This is a genomic window from Desulfothermus naphthae (assembly GCF_054657475.1).
In genome coordinates, this window is sequence record NZ_BAAHYQ010000001.1 from 290,319 (window position 1) to 307,672 (window position 17,354).

The following is a 17,354-nucleotide window of genomic DNA, read 5'->3' on the forward strand; positions in this document are numbered from 1 at the left end:
TAATAAATATTTCTTTTTGTTTATTGATTTCAATTACTTACTATTAGTAACATATTATAATTTACCTATGTTTCATTTTTTAACACTTAACTTTTAATTAAAGCTCGTCTATAGAATTAATCAGAAGAATGTTAAAAAAATAGGAGTAGTCATGATTTTTTTTAAAAAAAAGGAAGACAAAAAAATACCAGAACAATTTCACGAGCAAACTATAGATGAGCTGGGAAAATTAAGGAGTGAGATTAAAGATAAAAATCTGCCTGAGTATGTGAAGAAGGTGGCTTTAAAGGAGTTGGATAGAATAAAGTTTATCTCAGAATCATCAGCAGAATACACAATTGGTATTAATTATATTGATTATTTATTATCTCTTCCCTGGAATACGATGACCAAAGACAATTTAGATATAAATAGGGCAGCAGAGATATTAGATGAGCAACATTACGGACTTCAGGATATTAAGGATAGAATACTTGAGCATATAGCAGTGAGGATTTTGAAAAATAAGAAAAAATTTAAGATATTGGTTGTGGACGATGAAAAACTCACTTGCATGAATATAAAGCATGTTCTTGAGAAACAAAAATATGAAGTCTATTCTGCCCTAAGTGGGGAAGAGGCCATTTCGCTCTTGTCTCATCACAATTTTGATGTAATAATAACGGACCTAAAGATGCAGGAGATTGATGGACTATCAGTACTTGAACAGGCGAAAAAAAGTCATCCATCAACTGAAGTCATAATAATTACTGGATATGCAACTGTTAATGCAGCGGTTGAAGCCATGAAAAAGGGTTCTTTTCAATTTTTGTCAAAACCATTAAAATTAGAAGAAATTATTTCCACTGTAGAAAATGCCCTGGAAAATCATAGAATTTTGTTTGAAAACAAAGGTCCAATCCTCTGCTTTGTTGGCCCCCCTGGCACAGGAAAGACCTCCCTTGGAACTTCAATCGCAAAGAGCATGGGAAGAAAATTTATCAGAATCTCCCTAGCTGGAGTAAAAGATGAGGCCCACATCAGGGGGCACAGAAGGAGTTATGTGGGCGCCTTGCCAGGCAGGATAATTCAGGAAATAAGGCGTGCTGGTTCAAAAAATCCAGTGTTTATGTTAGATGAAATAGATAAAATAGGACAGGATTTCAAAGGAGATCCATCTGCTCCTCTACTTGAAATATTGGATCCTGAACAAAATAAAAATTATGTGGACCACTATTTAGACATACCCTTTGATCTATCCAAGGTGATGTTCATAGCTACAGCTAACACCATTGATAATATTCCTGATCCCCTTTTAGATCGTTTAGAAATAATAAGTGTGCCAGGTTATCTGGAAGAGGAAAAAGTGGAAATTGCCAAAAAATATTTAATTCCAAAAGAAATAGTTGAAAATGGACTACAGGATTATGATATTGAATTTAAAGAAGATGCTATAAAAAAAATCATAAAAGAATATACAAAAGAAGCAGGACTTAGAAATTTACAAAGACAAATCTCATCCATCTGCAGAAAGACAGCCAGAAACATATTAGAGCGAGAAATATCACTAAAGTCGCCTTTAACAATTGATGTAAATAAAGTTGAAGAATTTTTAGGACCACCAAAATTTAAACCAACCATGGTAGATGTAAAAGATAGAGTAGGGGTAGCCACAGCACTTGCATGGACTCCTTTTGGTGGAGAGATATTATTTATAGAAGCCACAAAAATGGCTGGCTCAGACAATTTGATTCTTACTGGATCTCTGGGAAATGTTTTAAAAGAATCAGCACAAGCGGCCTTGAGTTTTATAAAATCAAATATCCATTTATTCAAGATATCTGCAGATTTTTTTAAATCCCAGGATATTCATATTCATGTGCCAGCAGGAGCAATTCCCAAGGACGGACCTTCTGCTGGTCTACCCATATTTGCAGCTCTTATCTCTCTTATAACAAACAAAAAATGTAGAAGCGATGTAGCCTTAAGCGGTGAAATAACACTTTCAGGACGGGTTCTCCCAGTTGGTGGAATAAGGGAAAAACTCCTTGCAGCCAAAATAGCAGGCGTAAAAACCGTTATCCTGCCTGAAAAAAATAAGAGGGATTTTTCTTCAATATCAAATAGTATAACCAGCGGAATAAATATAATCTTTATTAAGGAGTTATCTGAAATACTTGATAAAATATTTTCAAAGTAACAATACCTTCTATCTTCCCCTAAATAATACAAATAGAGAAACATTGTTCAATACATGTTTCAAAATGTTACATATTTTTTTATTGACAAACCAAAAAGGGACAGTTAGTGACAAAAAAAGAACAAACTTTTTGCCTTTATTTGTTCTTTTTTTCACAAGTAAAAAATAGATTTTGAAAATAAATAAAAATAGGAGGTTAATATGGAAAAGAAATTTACACAACTTTTTTTATTTATCATCTTATTTTTTTGTTTGAGCTTGTTTTTTTGTCCTGATTTATTTGCTCAGGAAGGAAAAGTAGTAGCAGAAGTTACAAAATCTGTAGCAAAGCCATGGTGGTTTTGGCCCTCTATTCTCTTTGTTTTTTGTTTTATTTTGGGTATTGTTGCAGTACTTGCTGGTGTTGGCGGGGGCGTGTTGTATGTACCACTGGTATCTGCCTTTTTCCCATTCCACTTAGATTTTGTAAGAGGTGCTGGTCTGTTTGTGGCACTAGCCGGGGCCTTGGCAGCTGGTCCAGGTCTTTTAAAAAGAAATCTGGCAAACTTGAGGTTGGCACTTCCTCTAGCACTTATAGCATCTACCTGTGCAATTTTTGGGGCCTTTTTAGGGCTCTCGCTTCCAACTAACATTGTACAAATCCTCTTAGGATCAACTATTCTTTTTATTTCAATTCTCCTTTTAACTTCCAAAAATGTAGAATATCCAATTGTGACAAAACAGGACGCCATAGGAGTTGCACTTGGTCTTCAGGGCTCATATATGGAAGAGGCAACAGGAAAAATTGTTCAGTGGAACACAAAAAATACCTTGGTTGGTCTTTTATTATTTATTGTAATTGGAACTGTTGCTGGTATGTTTGGACTAGGGGCTGGTTGGGCAAATGTGCCTGTTTTAAACCTTGTTATGGGTGTACCATTAAAGATTTCTGTTGCCACGAGTAAATTTCTCTTGTCCATTACTGATACCTCAGCTGCCTGGGTCTATTTAAACAGAGGATGTGTAATCCCACTAATCGCCATTCCATCTATAATAGGCCTTATGCTTGGCTCAATTGTTGGAGTTAGAATTCTCGCTAAGGCCAAACCAGCTTTAATCAGATATCTAGTAATTGGTGTGTTGATATTTGCAGGAGGAAAGGCCCTGTTAAAGGGACTTGGATACTAAGCTACCTAGAAACATAAACAAACTTAGGCCAAAGGAGGAAAAAATATGGAAAATAAAGTAGAGGTAACAAAAGAACAGCTTCTGTATGCAGAAATTTTATTTTACGGTTGTTGGGGTGGAATTGCCCTTATGTGTATAACCTTCTTTTTATATTTATCAGGAATAATGGAACCTTATGTTCCAATAGATACACTCCAAAATTTGTGGAATCTTCCATCAGGGGAGTTTCTAGAAAAACTAAACATACATGAGGGATGGACTTGGGTGTATCTTTTAGGTAAAGGCGATTTCTTAAATTTTTTGGGCATTGCTCTACTGGGATTACTTACTATTGTGGCATATCTCACACTGGTTTTTGCTTATTTCAAAAAAGGGGATAAAATATACACCGCAATAGCCGGTGTTGAAATCCTGGTTCTTCTACTCGCTGCATCTGGTATTTTGGGATCTGGAGGACATTAAAAAAGGGGGCACATGCCCCCTCATTTTTCCCAAGCTTATCAACTTATTTAAATTCTTGATAAAAATAAATTCCCTTCTATTTAGACTTGACAAAACCCAATATTCTTTTGCTAGCAAACCTAAAAGTATGCTTTTGTCTTTAAAAACGTGAAAAAAATTTACGTTTTTTAGAGGAGCTTAAATCATTGCAAGTTCTTGAGTTATGAGGGTTAAGCCTTGATGGATGAGGAGATAGGACTTTTCTTAGATGGTTGTGATGCACTATGTTCTAAGTCCTTTTTAAAACACCTTGAAATTATGGGATTTTTAAAAAAGTTGTTAACACAAATTGTAGCCCAAAGCCACTTCCAGCCAAATTTAGTAACCGCATAAAATGATTTACCTTTTGCCTTTTTGACGATCTTTCTAGAGATTAATTTTTCACTTCCTAGCGAATTTGAGAGGAATTTCGGAAGTAGTTGGATAGAGCATTCTTAAGTTCACAACTTTTAAATTCAAAAGAGGAGTATTTGGTTTTAAGCAATTCTTTGATGAGAGCAAGTTGTCTGTCTTTTCTAAGATCAGGAGCAGAGACCTTATGGTTAAGGTGGTCAAGAACTGGTTTTGAAAACATGTTCGGTTCAATCTCACATAATGAGGAGAGATCAACGTCAGCACAACAATTGAGGAATTTGTTATTGGCATCAAGACCTCTCCATAAATAGGCCTGTAGATAGAGAACAGGTTTTTTAAGCCCCAGCGATTTAGGGTTGTTAATGGTGGTTCCTGCCCGCCAGTGCCTCGAGAATATGTGAGATTTAAATGACAGAGTGTCTAGGCGGTTGGCAGGCGGGGATGTAATAGTGTTTTACAGGTTTTCTGCATTTATAGACACGATGAAAAGTCTTTTTAGTTTTATTGGAAGTTAATTCCCGAGAAGCAAAGGTAAAAACAGGTTCTTTGTCGGTGATAATAGAGAAGACATGATTTTTAAATCGATTGTATTTAGAGGCGAATTTTTTTTTTGAACATAGTCAAGTTTAGCACCCTTTTTCCCGCCATGGAGGGAAGGCCACCAGAGAATAGGGATGTCAAATTTATTAGCTTGTTTTGAGATATGAGAGTTAAGTTGGCCTGCCCGCCAGTGCTCCACCAATAATATGAGGTATTTAACAAGATTAACCAGTGCAATATCAATAAGTCCTTAAAACACAGAATGTCAAGGCGATTGGCAGGCGGGTCAGTGAAAATGCGCATAACGCCATTAGAGCGTTTAACAAAGCCCTTAGGTTTAAGGAAAGAAGCAACGCCTCCTTCATAGAAGAGGTCTAAAATGTAACCGCAAAGGATAACACGATCAAAAGATGTGTCAGCAATTCTCGGTGAGTTTGTGGAGTTAGTATTTAAGGGGTAATACAAGAAAAATGATATTTATTTTTCGCAAAGTATGGGGAAAAGGAGGATATTGAAGGTTTGGGGAAAAATTGTATTAATGTTTAAATAATTCCTTGTAATTATTATACAAAGAAGTTATAGTAGAAAAAAAATTAAGAGAGAGGAATTATTTTATGCATATAAAAAAACATTTAAGTTTTACAGCATTAAGGGAAAAATTGTCTAGTCGGGTGTTAGAGATAGAAGATAAGCGTGATCAAAGTAAGGTGAAACATAGTCTCCATGATTGTTTTATGAGTGGTTTTGCCATGATGTTTTTTCAGGATCCTTCTTTATTATCTTTTCAACGCAGGATGAAAGAGAAGCAAAATAGGAGTAATTTAGAAACAGTTTTTAAAGTAAAATCAATTCCTAAGGATAGCCAGATTAGGGAAGTTTTAGATAATAGTGATATTGATAAGTTAGAGGAAGTATTTTTAGATTATTTTAAGGCATTGCAACGAGGTAAACATTTGGAGAATTATCGATTTTGGGGAGGGAAGTATTTGATTACATTAGATGGGTCAGAGTATTTTAGTTCAGAAAAGATATGCTGTCCTGGGTGTCTTGTAAAGAGATCTAAGAGAGGTAAAGTTCGTTATTACCATCAGATTTTACAAGCAGCTTTAGTGCATCCAGACCATAGACAGGTAATTGTTTTAGCACCTGAACAAGTAAGGAATACAGATGGAACAGAGAAGCAGGATTGTGAAATAAATGCAGGGAAAAGGATATTAAATAAGATTAGACGAGCTCATCCGAAATTAGGGATTATAATAGTGGGAGATAGTCTTTATTCAAAACAGCCATTTATTCAAGAACTAAAAGATAAAAATATGAGTTATATTCTAGTAGCCAAGCCTAAGGATCATAAGTTGATGATGGAGTGGGTATCAGAACAAAAGAGAATGGGGAATGTATCGAGAATGGAATATAAGGATAAGAAAGGCCGTAAACATGTATATGAATGGATAAATGAAGTACCATTAAATGGATATGATGATACAATTTGGGTAAATTATTTTGAATATAAGATTATAGGAGAAGAGAAAGTTAATTATCGCAATAGTTGGATAACAGATATAACCCTTAGTAGAGATAATATAGAACATTTAGTAAGGGGTGGAAGATCTAGATGGAAGATAGAGAATGAGACGTTTAATACATTAAAGAATCAAGGTTATCACTTAGAACATAATTTTGGTCATGGTAAGAAGAATTTGTCAATAATTTTTTTTCTTTTAAATTTATTCCTAAAATCTGCAATTACAGTTCAATCGTAAGCAACTGATTGTTCTGGACAGAGATACCTAGATATGGAGCTGTTATGTTAAAGGATATGTCTCCCTCATTGTGACTTGGAAGGCTTTTTCAGGTAGAAGCTGCGGTCAGTGGCACTCTTTACGGGTGTGTAAAGGCACACCACTGCACATGGACTTACGCAAAATCCTATTTTGGAGGATACTCTCAAAAAAAGATTAAGCAAATTGTAATGACCGGATGGAATTTTCTATCTTTATCCAACGTTCTTTGAAAAAATAATCCCTCGATAATCGAAGGAACCATTGTCGTCCCGCATGCATCAGCCGAGCTGGAACATGGATTAGAAACATGCGGATTGTGTTGGGCTCTTCTCTAAAACCATCTTCATCGTTGAGCCACATCATCCAAACCAGTAGATTGTAAGCCAGAATACAGGTCTGGAATATGGCGGAGTTGGCCCAAAAATCCTGTGTCAAAATGCTTCCAGAGGCCATCTGTCCCTTACACCACTCAATCCAGTTTTCACTGGCCCCCCGTTGGCAATAATACCTGTGGACGTCCCAGGGACTCAGGTTCATATTTGTTACATAACAAAAATAATCATACTCAGTCTTTGTAACGCTGAAAAAAAAGCAACTAAATTTGCTCTCTATTACTTGACGTACGGCCACAAACCGGCGGGGGTGTTTCCACCTCTCACATTTGTATGTGAATTCGGTCTTCTCATAGCCAGGTCTATTTTTAACCTTGTGCCATTTCTGAGCTTCTAAAAGCTGAGTGAGTCCTCGCATCTTAACCTTGATTAAGTACAAAGCATGAGCCTCTTCTAAGTAGTCTAAAAGTTCTCCATTAAAAAAGGCGGAATCTGCACGTACAATAATTTTCCAGACTCTCCTTGGAAGCTTGGCAAAGCACTCTTGCATAAACTCTACACAACCATTGGCTGAATAAGCATCTCCGGCTCTAAACCAGTTGTGAAGACATTCCCGCGTCTCAGCAATAAAGCAAAGGAGCGGATGATATCCCCTTTGTCCTGGCTTCTTGGGGTTGTAACCCTTCTCGGCACCTTCCTGTTTCCCATACACCCCACGCACTGTAGAGTCCAAATCTAAAGTGATGCGGCTAAACCATTTTTTACCCCAAACCTTTTTGCGCACTTTTGTTTCTACATCGGAGAGCTCATTGCAATGTCGGGGATTAAACAACTTAAAAACCCGATTTATGGTAGTATAGTCAGGAAACCTTTCCCATTTAAAAAGCGACCTCAATGCTAAATCAGATCTTAGGATAAATACATGGCTCATATGCTTAGCCCCAGCTAACACTGCCATCATCAAAATCATGATAATGTCGGAAACCTTATACTGTGCGGTAGCTCCCCGCTTAATAGTAATGTGTTGCTCAAGCATCTTGGGAAGCTTCAGTTTGTCAGCAAACAGGCCCAGCAATACCAGTCCGGCGTTGCCCGTAAGATTTTTTTCAGTGAACTTAACATGGAATCTACGCATAGAATCAGTGCCTCCTTCATACTTCCTATTTGAAACACTTTATACCATTAATTCACTATATTGTCAAGCTAAACATTATCTTATGATGCAAATTTTAGGTTATTAGCATTTTTTGTACATCAGATATTAGAATTAACGGACCTATTATATCAGAAATGTCGAGCGAAATTTAGTTCTCGGAAAGAATACTGGAATCATTTGCGAGTGACATTTCGGATTTTGTTATTTGAGAGTTGGGAGGAATATCTGAAGTTTTTTTACTCTCCTCCATAGTAAAAAGTGTTTTGAGAGAATATTTTTTGAATTTATGGAAATAAGTTTGAGGGAGTAGTGCGTCCAAAAAGAGATTATAAGAGGATATTTTACCGAAGAGAAGTGGTATTTTATATCAAATTTTCTTAAATTTTTAATAGAGGGTAGTTTTTTGAATCTGAAAGAAGGAGATAAAACATCTAAAATGATCTAATTTGTCCCTCACCGAGAATTGCTGAAGATGTGTAGGAAAACTTGATATTTTTTGAAAATTGAGCGATAAAGTTGTTGTTCACAGGTAATTTTCCTCCTTATATTGATTGTTGGCAAATCACCTATTTAGGAAATTACCTGTGGACTTTCAATTTTTTTTCAGGCAAAGTTATGGGACCTATCAATAACTAAGAAACTCATAACACAAACCAACATGCAGTTTTCGGAACTTTAGTTTGTTAAAGAGTTAAAGAAATTTCCTTAGATGAGATGTGGACATATGTTAGATCACGACGGAAAGAGAAAAGGAACAGCGTTTGGATATGGACGGCAGTATTAAATTCAGGGGAGGTAATATTTGAGGTAGGAGACAGAAGCGAAGAGACATTTTTTCGTTTAAGTGAGAAGTTACCATTAGCGCAGAGGTATTATACAGACAATTACAAAGTTTATGAATATCTTCCACCTGGACGTCATAAGATTGGGAAGTTTGGGAGAGTTAATAGAAATGAAGGGATACATTCAGTTTTAAGAGATAGACTAAAGAGACTGGCGAGAATGACAAAGAGCTATAGCAAGAGCTATTTAATGCTTAAGGCTTCGTTAGCATTAGTATCTTTATTTAGGATGGATATAAATGGCATCATTTGTAAAGAATACCGTATTAATATTATAAAGTTAGGACTACAAAATTTTTTGACATAAAATTTATGTAACTGATCTGATTAAACTTTTATAAAAAAATACTCCCAAATTCCACTAATTTCCTACTCTAACTGTCAAAGTCGGGAAAGCATCGACTACTTTAACATCTTAAGAGCACAAAATTCGCCACACATTGCACATTCTTCCTTGGCTGCAAATTTTTCCCGTCTCTTTTTTATTATATTGGGATCAAGTGCATGTTTAAGAATCATATCCCAATTTAGTTCATTTCTTGCCTTGGAAATCATTTTGCTTCTATTAGTTGCATCCCTGTAACCCAATGCAATTTCCGCAGAATTAGCCGCTACTAAAGATGCCATGACTCCTTGATACACGTCGTTTTCATTAGGCAAGGTAACATGTTCTGCAGGCGTAACATAACAGAGAAAATCTGCACCAGCATATGCAGCAATTGCCCCTCCAATTGCGCCAGCTATATGATCATAACCTGCAGCTATATCGGTTGTTAAAGGTCCAAGTACATACAATGGGGCATTGTGACAGATAGTTTTTATACACTTGATTTGAGCTGCAACCAGATGTAGAGGCACATGCCCAGGTCCTTCTATCATAACTTGAACTCCCTTTTCCCATGCCATTTTTGTTAGTTCTCCCAGTACAACAACCTCCTCCATTTGAGCCTCATCACCAGCGTCGCATATTGCCCCAGGTCTAAGTCCGTCTCCAAGACTAATCACTATATTGTACTTCAAAGAGATGTCCAATAATTTGTCAAAATTAGTCAAAAGAGGATTTTCTTTTTTATTTACTTCCATCCACTTCGCCAGAATAGAGCCTCCTCTTGAAACAATTCCCAACACCCTATCCTTTGCCATTTCTGCCGCCCTTTTTGTAACTCCACAGTGTAAGGTCATAAAATCAACGCCTTGTTCTGCCTGTTTTTCTATTTCTTCTAAAAGTTCATTTTCAGAAAATTTACTTACATCCTGACCTTTTTTTATATATTTTTGTGCTACACTGTATATAGGAACAGTTCCAACTGGGAGAGGAGATTTTTTAATTATTTCTGTGCGAATTAAATCCAAATCCCCTCCTGTGGACAAATCCATTACTGTATGCGCACCAGCTTTTAATGCCACATCTAATTTTGACAATTCTAAATTTATATCACATAGAAATGGAGAAGTTCCCAGATTTGCATTTACCTTAATTTTTGAAGGCTGACCAATTAAAGTAGGATTTACACCTTTGTGTTTTGGATTATATAACAGAACCATTTTCCCATTTTCAACATGTTCTTTTATAACATCAAATTCTAATCCTTCAGTTTTGTAAAAATGCTCTCTATATTTATAAATTATATCAGATAAGATACTGTTCTTTTCAAGCATGAAATAGCTCCTCCAAAGCTAAATTATTTTTAGCAAAGTAAAATTCTCTAATATTTTATCCAAAAATTTACACCTTTTTTTCCTAAACACAAGCTAGAATTTAATACCCTTTCCATAAAAGATTTTGCATTTTTGACAGAATCTATTATATTATGGCCTTTAGCTAAATTTGCAGCTATTGCAGAAGAATATATACATCCAGTACCATGAACCTCTTTATTTTGAAACCTTTTTTGGGAAAATCTGTAAATAGAATTTCCATCATATAAAAAATCTATACTTTGTTTCTTGGTATTTAAATGACCACCTTTTATGAGGACATTTTTAGCGCCTAATTTATATATCTTTTTTGCTGCGGTAAAAATTTTATTTTCATCTGTGATTTTTATTCCTGATAAAAGAGAAGCTTCATAAATATTTGGGGTAATCAAAGAAACCATTGGTATTAATTCGCTTATTAAAGCATCTATACCATCATCTTGTAATAAAATATACCCTGAAGAAGATTTTATTACTGGATCTAATACTATTTTTTTTACACTATATTTTTTTAAAATATTACTGACAGCAACAACTATCTTTGCAGAAAATAGCATTCCAATTTTCACCGAATCTATGAGAAAATCTTCAAATAAGCTTTCTAGCTGAGAAGAAACAACATCTTCTGGCAGCCCATATACATCCAAGACTTTTTGACTATTCTGGGATGTTATAGCAGTTATAACACTTAGGCCATAAACTCCATTTTCCCAAAAGGTCTTCAAATCTACCTGCACCCCAGCTCCTGAGCTGGGATCTGATCCTGCTATTGTCAAGGCAATAGGCAATTTAGCCATTATTTTTTAATCTCTTTAATATTTCTTCTGCCACTTTTACTCCGGAGAGTAACATCCCACCAAAGATAGGTCCCATCCTGTATGAACCAAAACAAGCATTTGCTGCCATTCCAGCAACAAAGACCCCAGGAAACACTTCTTTTGTGTTATCCAGCGTATGGACCTCTGCGACTTCCGCCCACATGGACCTCTCCCCTTCTATTTTTCCTGATGGAGTAAAAAGGTTCACATCGTTCTTTTTAATAAGGGTATTTATCACTTCTAAGTCGTGTCCTGTAGCTTCTATCAAGAACTTACATTTTATCACAACAGGATCAACATGAAGTCCGGCTAATTCAACAGGAGAAGAATTTATAACAATACCTGTCACTCTTTTTTCTCCCTCTATTACTCTTAAAACCACATCTTCAACTGAAAAGCAGTTAAATATTTTTACCCCAGCAAGGGCAGCCTTTGCAGCCAATTGAGTAGTTGCTAAGACTGCATCTGCAGTATAATATCCCTTTTTGAACTCTTTGCAAGGAATGCCAGCTTCATCCAAGACATGCTTTCCTTCTTCCTGTACAACGATCACATTCCAGGTTACACCACCTCCCCACATTCCTCCGCCGATGGATAATTTCCTTTCAAATATTGCAACATTAAGTCCTCTTTCTGCCAATTTCCAACCAGCTGTAAGACCAGAAGGTCCAGCACCAACTATGGCCACATCCAGCTCTAGTGAAGATTTAAATTTTTCAAAAAAAGTAGTAGCAATTGCCTCGGTTACAATGGTTTCATCAATAGACATATTGAATTCTCCTTTTTTTATAATTGAATGACTTTATACAACACATGGATTTAATCCAAGTTAATGTACTGGGTCTGCAAAAAGTGGGAAAAGAGAGGATGCTGGAGTTGGGGAGGCTCCCTGGCATCCTTCCGATTCCCTACGCCAGTATTACCTGGATCAGGTTCCATGGGTTTATTCTCAGCCCTTAAATATTTAAGGGCACCCCAATCGGAAGCCCAGGATAATTTTTTATTCTAAATAATAGCTATCTAATTTCAAGACTAATTTTGTCTCTCCCTGTTCATACATTCAGGCACCTTAAAGCCACCTTTACCCTTAGGAATGCCCTTTGGCCTGATCGAGGCTAAAGATATTTTTTTCTCCACATTTTTAGAACCACAATTGGGACAGATTGGATTAACTACTTCCTTTGGTAAAATTACTATTTCAAAATCCCTCAAGCAGCTTAAGCATCTGTATTCATATATAGGCATATGCCTCCTCCTCAAAAGTGGGGTTTGAAGCTGAGAGGAACTTTATACGGATAAATTTGTTTTTTCAAGTTGATTTTTTGCGCAATTTTTTCTTAAAATCATAGAAATAACACAGTTGTTTTGTGGACATTATTTGGTAGATATTATCAGATGTTTAAAAATTTTGAGAAATTTTTAATACCCTTTAAGATCTCAACTCAGGAATATATCCCTGGAGAAAAGGAGTGTTATAGATTGTGGGATGAATATGAAATGATGGAGCACATCAAGGACCACAGTAGAATGGTAGGCAAAATAGCACTTGCTATTTCTTTAAAATTAAAAGAAAAGAATTTTTTTGTGAATGAAAAGCTGGTATATGCAACAGCGTTACTCCATGATATAGCAAAGACTTATACCATAAAAAACGGTGGCTATCATTCTCAACTTGGGGCAGTGTGGATACTGGATAAAATTAAAAATCATGCAATAGCTCATGGAATTATGCACCATGTATTTTGGCCTGGTCCAATTGACCTAAAAAAATATTGGCTCCCTTTGATTATTGTCTATTCTGACAAAAGGGTTAATCATGACAGAATTGTCAGTTTAGAAGAAAGACAACGTTATATTCTCAACAGGTATGGTAAAACATATGAGAAGATGCAGCGAATATTAGAATCATTTGAACAGGCAAAAGAGATAGAAAAAGCACTTAGTAGCATTATGGGAGGAGAGTTAGATGCGTGTATTGTTGATAGCAGGGGGATGGTCAGCTGAAAGAAAGGTTTCCTTAAATGGAGCCAATTTTATCCAAAAGGCTCTTCAAGAACTTGGACATGAAGTAATTTTTTTTGATTTGGCAAAGGATTTTGAAAAGTTGCCTAAAGTGGTGAAAAAAGTGGATTTTGCCTTTATAAATCTCCATGGATCCCCAGGAGAAGATGGTTTGGTTCAGGCCATGTTAGATAAGTTTGGTTGTCCTTATCAGGGCTCAGGTCCTGGGCCATCAATGATTGCTTTAAATAAGGTATGTAGCAAGATTATTTTTAAAGAAAATGAAATAAATACCCCAAAGTGGGAGTTTTTACCTATTCTGCCAGAGGGTGATTGGACTCCAAAATTGAAATTTCCTCTGGTGGTTAAGCCAAATACAGGTGGTTCTAGTGTTGATATAAAAATAGTTAACCACAAAGAGGAGTTAAATAATGCTATAAAAAAAATTTTGGATCAAAATCAAGGAGTTTTGATTGAGGAAAAAATAGATGGATTGGAAATTACTTGCGGTGTTTTAGGGGATAGAGCTCTCCCACCTGTATTGATTGAACCTGGGCCAAAATGTGAATTTTTTGACTATTACAGCAAATACACCAAAGGGGCTGCAAAAGAAATTTGTCCCGCCCCCATACCTGAGGATTTAACCAATAGCATTATGGAATTAGCCATCAAGTGTCATAATATTTTAGGGTTGTCAGGATACAGTAGAACGGATTTTATTGTGAGGGACAAAGAGATATATGTATTAGAAGTAAATACACTTCCTGGTATGACAGAAACCAGTCTATTTCCTCAAGAAGCTGCTGCAATAGGAATAGACTTTAAGTCTTTAATTAAGAGGCTAATTGAACTTGGTTTACCAAAGAGCTAATTTTGCATTTCCTGATAGCGTATTTTTTTGGGGTTAAAGTTTTTTAAGTCTTTTTTTGGATTCCTCTTTGGATAGAAAATACACCCTTATTTTATGGCTCCTTGGAAATTCCTTTTTTAAAAGTTTTTTTAAAACTCTTGTTAAATTTTTTATAGAGATATAACTTTCTTCTTTGTAAAAACCATCCTCTTTAACTAAAAATTTATCTATTGCTATTTTTTCAAACAACACAGATCTATTTCTCTTATAAGGAGTTAATACCAATTTTTCACCAATCTTTAATTTTTTTAACCTTGATATAATATGGGGTATACAGCTATCTCTATCCAACATCAGTCTCTCTTCAGCGTAAGATAAAAAGTTAAACCAATGAAGTAGCAGCTTTTAAAATAGAGATAGAGGTTAAAAGGATCCTTTCAGGTATTGAGGACTTAATTAAGAATTCCTGGGTTGAGTGGTCATTTGCCCCAGTAGGCCCCATTCCATCGATTACAGGTATTCCGCAATAGGAGATAAAATTGGCATCAGATACTCCTGGTCTTACTTGAGGTTTCACCTTTAATCCTATAAGATTAGAGGCTTCTTTTACAAGTTCATACAAGGGCATATTGGGTTCAGGTTCCATACAGGGTCTTTTAGATGTGATATTAAATTTGGAAGTGACTCCAGTAACTCTATTACTTTCGCATATTTTTTTTATATTTTCTATTATGTTACTTTCATGATATTGTTTTGAAAATCTAAAATCCACCAGCAATTTACATGATTCGGCAACGGTATTTGGGCCCAGTCCTCCTTCAATTTTACCAGCATTAGCTGAAATTTCTTCTATTTCATTATTTAATGCTTCTATCTCTATTATTTTATGTGCCATCTCAAGTATTGCAGAGGGCTTGTTGGTGATTTTATAAGCTGCATGGGATGCCTGTCCCGTGGTCTCAATTTTTATCCCTAATTTTCCTTTTCTTCCAACTACTACCTCTCCATTTTCTCCAGATCCTTCAAATACAAAGGCACATTTGGCCTTTTTTGCATATGACTCAATTAGACTCTTTGAATAAACTGACCCTATTTCTTCATCAGAATTTATAAAAAATACTACTGGTACTTTTTGAAGTAATTCTAAAGAGTCTAAAAAGATTAAAGCAAATAGGGCCACGATAAGCCCTCCTTTCATATCATAAACTCCTGGGCCATAGATTTTGTCATTATTTTCTACTAATTTATTAAACCCAAGTTCCTCAGGGAACACAGTGTCAATATGACCCATTAATAAAATATAATCTGTATTAGAGTTAGCTATTATCACATTCCTATCTATTTTCTCAATCTCTAATGATTCTGGAACATTTTCTATAAACACATCAAAACATTTATTTATTCCCTCTAAATTAAAAGAATATGTATTTATGTCTGTAAGTTCTTTAAAAAAAGAGAATAAACTCTCTTTATTTTTTTTAAAGAATGAATAAAAATTATTTATTATACTTGAAAAAGGAAAAATCCCTATTTTTGTATTCCTTTTCATTAGCATCTGGGTATCTTACCTCCTCTCCACTCCATGGTTTTTTAAGGATTATATTTCCATTATCTCTACCAATAATATTTGATCTATGTAGTGGAACTTTTCCACCAGCAGTTGCAATATACCTTGGTATGGCATCTCCAGATAGATTTCCATACATTCCTTCTACAATATCCTGCCCCACTTCTATGGGTACTCTTAAATGGGCAAATTGGGGATTTCTAAAACTGCAATTAAAAATATAATATGGTCTTACATAGGCTTCTTGAATTACTTCACACAACTTCCACATTTTTTCTTTTGAATCATTAACACCTTTTAAAAGAACTGCCTGGTTTAAAACTGCCATTACCCTTTTGGATATATTTTTAAAGGCCCTTTTGGAGACAGGAGTAATTTCCTGGGCTGTGTTTATTTGGGTAACAACCCGAAGTGGTTTTTTGTCATTACTCTCTTCAAGGATATCCAGCAATTCATTATCTATTCTTTGAGGAGTGGTAACTGGAATTCTAGTACCAAGTCTCTTTACCTTGACGTGTTCAATCTTATCCAATTCATTCAAGATCCATTTTATCAATTTGTTGGGCAACACAAATGCATCGCCTCCAGTTATTAATACATCTCTGATATTTTCGTTTTTTCTAATGTAATCAATGGCCTCTTCATATGCCTCTTTTTTGTAAATCCTGTCCTTTTTCCCAATATGGGCTATCCTGAGGCAATGGGTGCAATACATGGCGCACATATTGGTTGATTTAATAGTAAGTACTCGTGGATAAAATTGATCAATTAGCCTGGCTGGAGAATGATCCGCTGCAACAGGAGGTATTTCTATTCCCACATTATCAACCATCTCTCCAGTTGGAACGCACTGGATAAGTACTGGATCATCCAACTTATTCGGCATAATAAGCGAGGCATAATAAGGGGTCAGTCTCATTCTGTACTTTTTGGTTACTCTTGAAATATCTGAAAATGCCTTTTCAGGTAGGTCTATAACCTTGGCAAGGGTGTCCACATCTTGAATCACATTCTTAATTTGCCCATGATATGTGTTGAACTCTTCTTCAGATATATTTAATGCCTTTTTTATGCGTTCCTTATTTTTTAATATCTGTTCCCATAACTCAATACCACTTGGTGCGACTATATCTTTATTTTCCATGTAATATTTAACTCTTTCATTTGCCTGGTCTACTATTTTCAGGGCACGGAAAACTCTTCCTCCAACAGTTACGTGGTGTTCATCTAATTGAGCATGTTTTTTGGCAAGTGCATCCAAATCATCTTTTGATAGTCCAAAGGAAATGGGTGATATATTATCTTTTTGGGCGAAATTTAGTAGCTTTTTAAATAATTCCACAATGGGAGACAAAAGATCCTTTGATTTAGCTGCGTTATATAAACCCTTTATGTCATCAACAACAGTTTTAGGTAGCTCTCTTTTTTTTCCTTTAAATAACAGATCAAAAAGCTCCTGGGTATATGTATCCTGATAATCCATAATATGGCCTCCTAACATAAGAATATAGTATTTTCAATTAATTTCTTTCAGACCATGTTTTCTTTCAACATATCATTTCCCC

17 protein-coding genes and 1 riboswitch are annotated in these 17,354 nt (G+C 35.5%); of the genes, 8 read left to right on the forward strand and 9 right to left on the reverse strand.

The genetic code is table 11. The features are described from left to right. The first annotated feature begins 151 nt into the window (after positions 1 to 151). From lon to ACYQ1E_RS01380, 4 genes are all read left to right on the forward strand, one after another. On the forward strand, positions 152 to 2,179 hold the full coding sequence (gene lon / locus ACYQ1E_RS01365) for an endopeptidase La (RefSeq protein WP_459874872.1): 2,028 nt from the start codon (positions 152 to 154) through the stop codon (positions 2,177 to 2,179). Positions 2,180 to 2,380: 201 nt separating this feature from the next. Further along, positions 2,381 to 3,346, forward strand: coding sequence for a sulfite exporter TauE/SafE family protein (locus ACYQ1E_RS01370; RefSeq protein ID WP_459874873.1), 966 nt, complete (start codon positions 2,381 to 2,383; stop codon positions 3,344 to 3,346). Positions 3,347 to 3,391: 45 nt separating this feature from the next. Beyond that, positions 3,392 to 3,808 carry a DUF1634 domain-containing protein gene (locus ACYQ1E_RS01375; protein ID WP_459874874.1) on the forward strand — a complete coding sequence of 139 codons (417 nt, stop codon included), beginning with the start codon at positions 3,392 to 3,394 and terminating at the stop codon, positions 3,806 to 3,808. 219 nt (positions 3,809 to 4,027) lie between these two features. Next, positions 4,028 to 4,180 (forward strand): hypothetical protein, encoded by a 153-nt coding sequence (locus ACYQ1E_RS01380; protein WP_459874875.1) that lies wholly within the window; start codon positions 4,028 to 4,030, stop codon positions 4,178 to 4,180. 55 nt (positions 4,181 to 4,235) lie between these two features. On the opposite strand, the gene ACYQ1E_RS01385 is transcribed toward ACYQ1E_RS01380, so the two are convergent. Next, positions 4,236 to 4,421 (reverse strand): hypothetical protein, encoded by a 186-nt coding sequence (locus tag ACYQ1E_RS01385; protein ID WP_459874876.1) that lies wholly within the window; start codon positions 4,419 to 4,421, stop codon positions 4,236 to 4,238. 934 nt (positions 4,422 to 5,355) lie between these two features. On the opposite strand from ACYQ1E_RS01385, the gene ACYQ1E_RS01390 reads away from it, so the two are divergent. Next, on the forward strand, positions 5,356 to 6,504 hold the full coding sequence (locus ACYQ1E_RS01390) for a transposase (RefSeq protein WP_459874877.1): 1,149 nt from the start codon (positions 5,356 to 5,358) through the stop codon (positions 6,502 to 6,504). Positions 6,505 to 6,699: 195 nt separating this feature from the next. Here ACYQ1E_RS01390 and ACYQ1E_RS01395 read toward each other — a convergent pair whose 3' ends face one another. After that, positions 6,700 to 7,992 carry an IS1380 family transposase gene (locus ACYQ1E_RS01395; RefSeq protein ID WP_459874805.1) on the reverse strand — a complete coding sequence of 431 codons (1,293 nt, stop codon included), beginning with the start codon at positions 7,990 to 7,992 and terminating at the stop codon, positions 6,700 to 6,702. Positions 7,993 to 8,727: 735 nt separating this feature from the next. Between ACYQ1E_RS01395 and ACYQ1E_RS01400 the strand changes: the two genes are divergently transcribed. Then, on the forward strand, positions 8,728 to 9,162 hold the full coding sequence (locus tag ACYQ1E_RS01400) for an IS1 family transposase (RefSeq protein ID WP_459874879.1): 435 nt from the start codon (positions 8,728 to 8,730) through the stop codon (positions 9,160 to 9,162). Positions 9,163 to 9,257: 95 nt separating this feature from the next. Here ACYQ1E_RS01400 and thiC read toward each other — a convergent pair whose 3' ends face one another. From thiC to ACYQ1E_RS01420, 4 genes are all read right to left on the reverse strand, one after another. Further along, positions 9,258 to 10,514, reverse strand: a complete 1,257-nt coding sequence (gene thiC / locus ACYQ1E_RS01405; RefSeq protein ID WP_459874881.1) for a phosphomethylpyrimidine synthase ThiC — start codon at positions 10,512 to 10,514, stop codon at positions 9,258 to 9,260. A gap of 47 nt (positions 10,515 to 10,561) precedes the next feature. Continuing rightward, entirely contained in the window at positions 10,562 to 11,350 is a 789-nt protein-coding gene (thiD, locus tag ACYQ1E_RS01410) for a bifunctional hydroxymethylpyrimidine kinase/phosphomethylpyrimidine kinase (protein WP_459874882.1), read from the reverse strand. Further along, positions 11,343 to 12,140, reverse strand: coding sequence for a sulfide-dependent adenosine diphosphate thiazole synthase (locus ACYQ1E_RS01415; protein ID WP_459874883.1), 798 nt, complete (start codon positions 12,138 to 12,140; stop codon positions 11,343 to 11,345). The genes thiD and ACYQ1E_RS01415 overlap by 8 nt, the downstream gene beginning before the upstream one ends. Before the next feature lie 119 nt (positions 12,141 to 12,259). Continuing rightward, positions 12,260 to 12,359: riboswitch (TPP riboswitch) on the reverse strand. Positions 12,360 to 12,403: 44 nt separating this feature from the next. Continuing rightward, positions 12,404 to 12,616 carry an FmdB family zinc ribbon protein gene (locus ACYQ1E_RS01420; RefSeq protein WP_459874884.1) on the reverse strand — a complete coding sequence of 71 codons (213 nt, stop codon included), beginning with the start codon at positions 12,614 to 12,616 and terminating at the stop codon, positions 12,404 to 12,406. 150 nt (positions 12,617 to 12,766) lie between these two features. Between ACYQ1E_RS01420 and ACYQ1E_RS01425 the strand changes: the two genes are divergently transcribed. Then, complete coding sequence (locus tag ACYQ1E_RS01425; RefSeq protein ID WP_459874885.1) at positions 12,767 to 13,375, forward strand: HD domain-containing protein; 609 nt, start codon at positions 12,767 to 12,769, stop codon at positions 13,373 to 13,375. Further along, entirely contained in the window at positions 13,338 to 14,243 is a 906-nt protein-coding gene (locus ACYQ1E_RS01430; RefSeq protein WP_459874886.1) for a D-alanine--D-alanine ligase family protein, read from the forward strand. The genes ACYQ1E_RS01425 and ACYQ1E_RS01430 overlap by 38 nt, the downstream gene beginning before the upstream one ends. A gap of 33 nt (positions 14,244 to 14,276) precedes the next feature. Here the strand turns inward: ACYQ1E_RS01430 and ACYQ1E_RS01435 are convergent, their stop codons facing one another. Genes ACYQ1E_RS01435 through ACYQ1E_RS01445 form a run of 3 tightly spaced genes read right to left on the reverse strand, consistent with a single transcriptional unit; the run spans position 14,277 to position 17,272 of the window. After that, positions 14,277 to 14,576 (reverse strand): hypothetical protein, encoded by a 300-nt coding sequence (locus tag ACYQ1E_RS01435; protein ID WP_459874888.1) that lies wholly within the window; start codon positions 14,574 to 14,576, stop codon positions 14,277 to 14,279. A gap of 28 nt (positions 14,577 to 14,604) precedes the next feature. After that, positions 14,605 to 15,777, reverse strand: a complete 1,173-nt coding sequence (locus ACYQ1E_RS01440; protein WP_459874889.1) for a M20/M25/M40 family metallo-hydrolase — start codon at positions 15,775 to 15,777, stop codon at positions 14,605 to 14,607. Next, the gene (locus tag ACYQ1E_RS01445) at positions 15,719 to 17,272 is read right to left on the reverse strand and encodes a KamA family radical SAM protein (RefSeq protein ID WP_459874890.1); all 1,554 of its coding nucleotides are present in this window, start codon (positions 17,270 to 17,272) and stop codon (positions 15,719 to 15,721) included. The genes ACYQ1E_RS01440 and ACYQ1E_RS01445 overlap by 59 nt, the downstream gene beginning before the upstream one ends. Positions 17,273 to 17,354: the final 82 nt, after the last annotated feature.

Excerpts from the sequence above, each read along its gene's own strand:
- lon (WP_459874872.1), top strand. The coding sequence starts at position 152 with ATGATTTTTTTTAAAAAAAAGGAAGACAAAAAAATACCAGAACAATTT.
- ACYQ1E_RS01370 (WP_459874873.1), top strand. The coding sequence starts at position 2,381 with ATGGAAAAGAAATTTACACAACTTTTTTTATTTATCATCTTATTTTTT.
- ACYQ1E_RS01375 (WP_459874874.1), top strand. The coding sequence starts at position 3,392 with ATGGAAAATAAAGTAGAGGTAACAAAAGAACAGCTTCTGTATGCAGAA.
- ACYQ1E_RS01380 (WP_459874875.1), top strand. The coding sequence starts at position 4,028 with ATGGATGAGGAGATAGGACTTTTCTTAGATGGTTGTGATGCACTATGT.
- ACYQ1E_RS01385 (WP_459874876.1), bottom strand. The coding sequence starts at position 4,421 with ATGTTTTCAAAACCAGTTCTTGACCACCTTAACCATAAGGTCTCTGCT.
- ACYQ1E_RS01390 (WP_459874877.1), top strand. The coding sequence starts at position 5,356 with ATGCATATAAAAAAACATTTAAGTTTTACAGCATTAAGGGAAAAATTG.
- ACYQ1E_RS01395 (WP_459874805.1), bottom strand. The coding sequence starts at position 7,992 with ATGCGTAGATTCCATGTTAAGTTCACTGAAAAAAATCTTACGGGCAAC.
- ACYQ1E_RS01400 (WP_459874879.1), top strand. The coding sequence starts at position 8,728 with ATGTGGACATATGTTAGATCACGACGGAAAGAGAAAAGGAACAGCGTT.
- thiC (WP_459874881.1), bottom strand. The coding sequence starts at position 10,514 with ATGCTTGAAAAGAACAGTATCTTATCTGATATAATTTATAAATATAGA.
- thiD (WP_459874882.1), bottom strand. The coding sequence starts at position 11,350 with ATGGCTAAATTGCCTATTGCCTTGACAATAGCAGGATCAGATCCCAGC.
- ACYQ1E_RS01415 (WP_459874883.1), bottom strand. The coding sequence starts at position 12,140 with ATGTCTATTGATGAAACCATTGTAACCGAGGCAATTGCTACTACTTTT.
- ACYQ1E_RS01420 (WP_459874884.1), bottom strand. The coding sequence starts at position 12,616 with ATGCCTATATATGAATACAGATGCTTAAGCTGCTTGAGGGATTTTGAA.
- ACYQ1E_RS01425 (WP_459874885.1), top strand. The coding sequence starts at position 12,767 with ATGTTTAAAAATTTTGAGAAATTTTTAATACCCTTTAAGATCTCAACT.
- ACYQ1E_RS01430 (WP_459874886.1), top strand. The coding sequence starts at position 13,338 with ATGCGTGTATTGTTGATAGCAGGGGGATGGTCAGCTGAAAGAAAGGTT.
- ACYQ1E_RS01435 (WP_459874888.1), bottom strand. The coding sequence starts at position 14,576 with ATGTTGGATAGAGATAGCTGTATACCCCATATTATATCAAGGTTAAAA.
- ACYQ1E_RS01440 (WP_459874889.1), bottom strand. The coding sequence starts at position 15,777 with ATGCTAATGAAAAGGAATACAAAAATAGGGATTTTTCCTTTTTCAAGT.
- ACYQ1E_RS01445 (WP_459874890.1), bottom strand. The coding sequence starts at position 17,272 with ATGGATTATCAGGATACATATACCCAGGAGCTTTTTGATCTGTTATTT.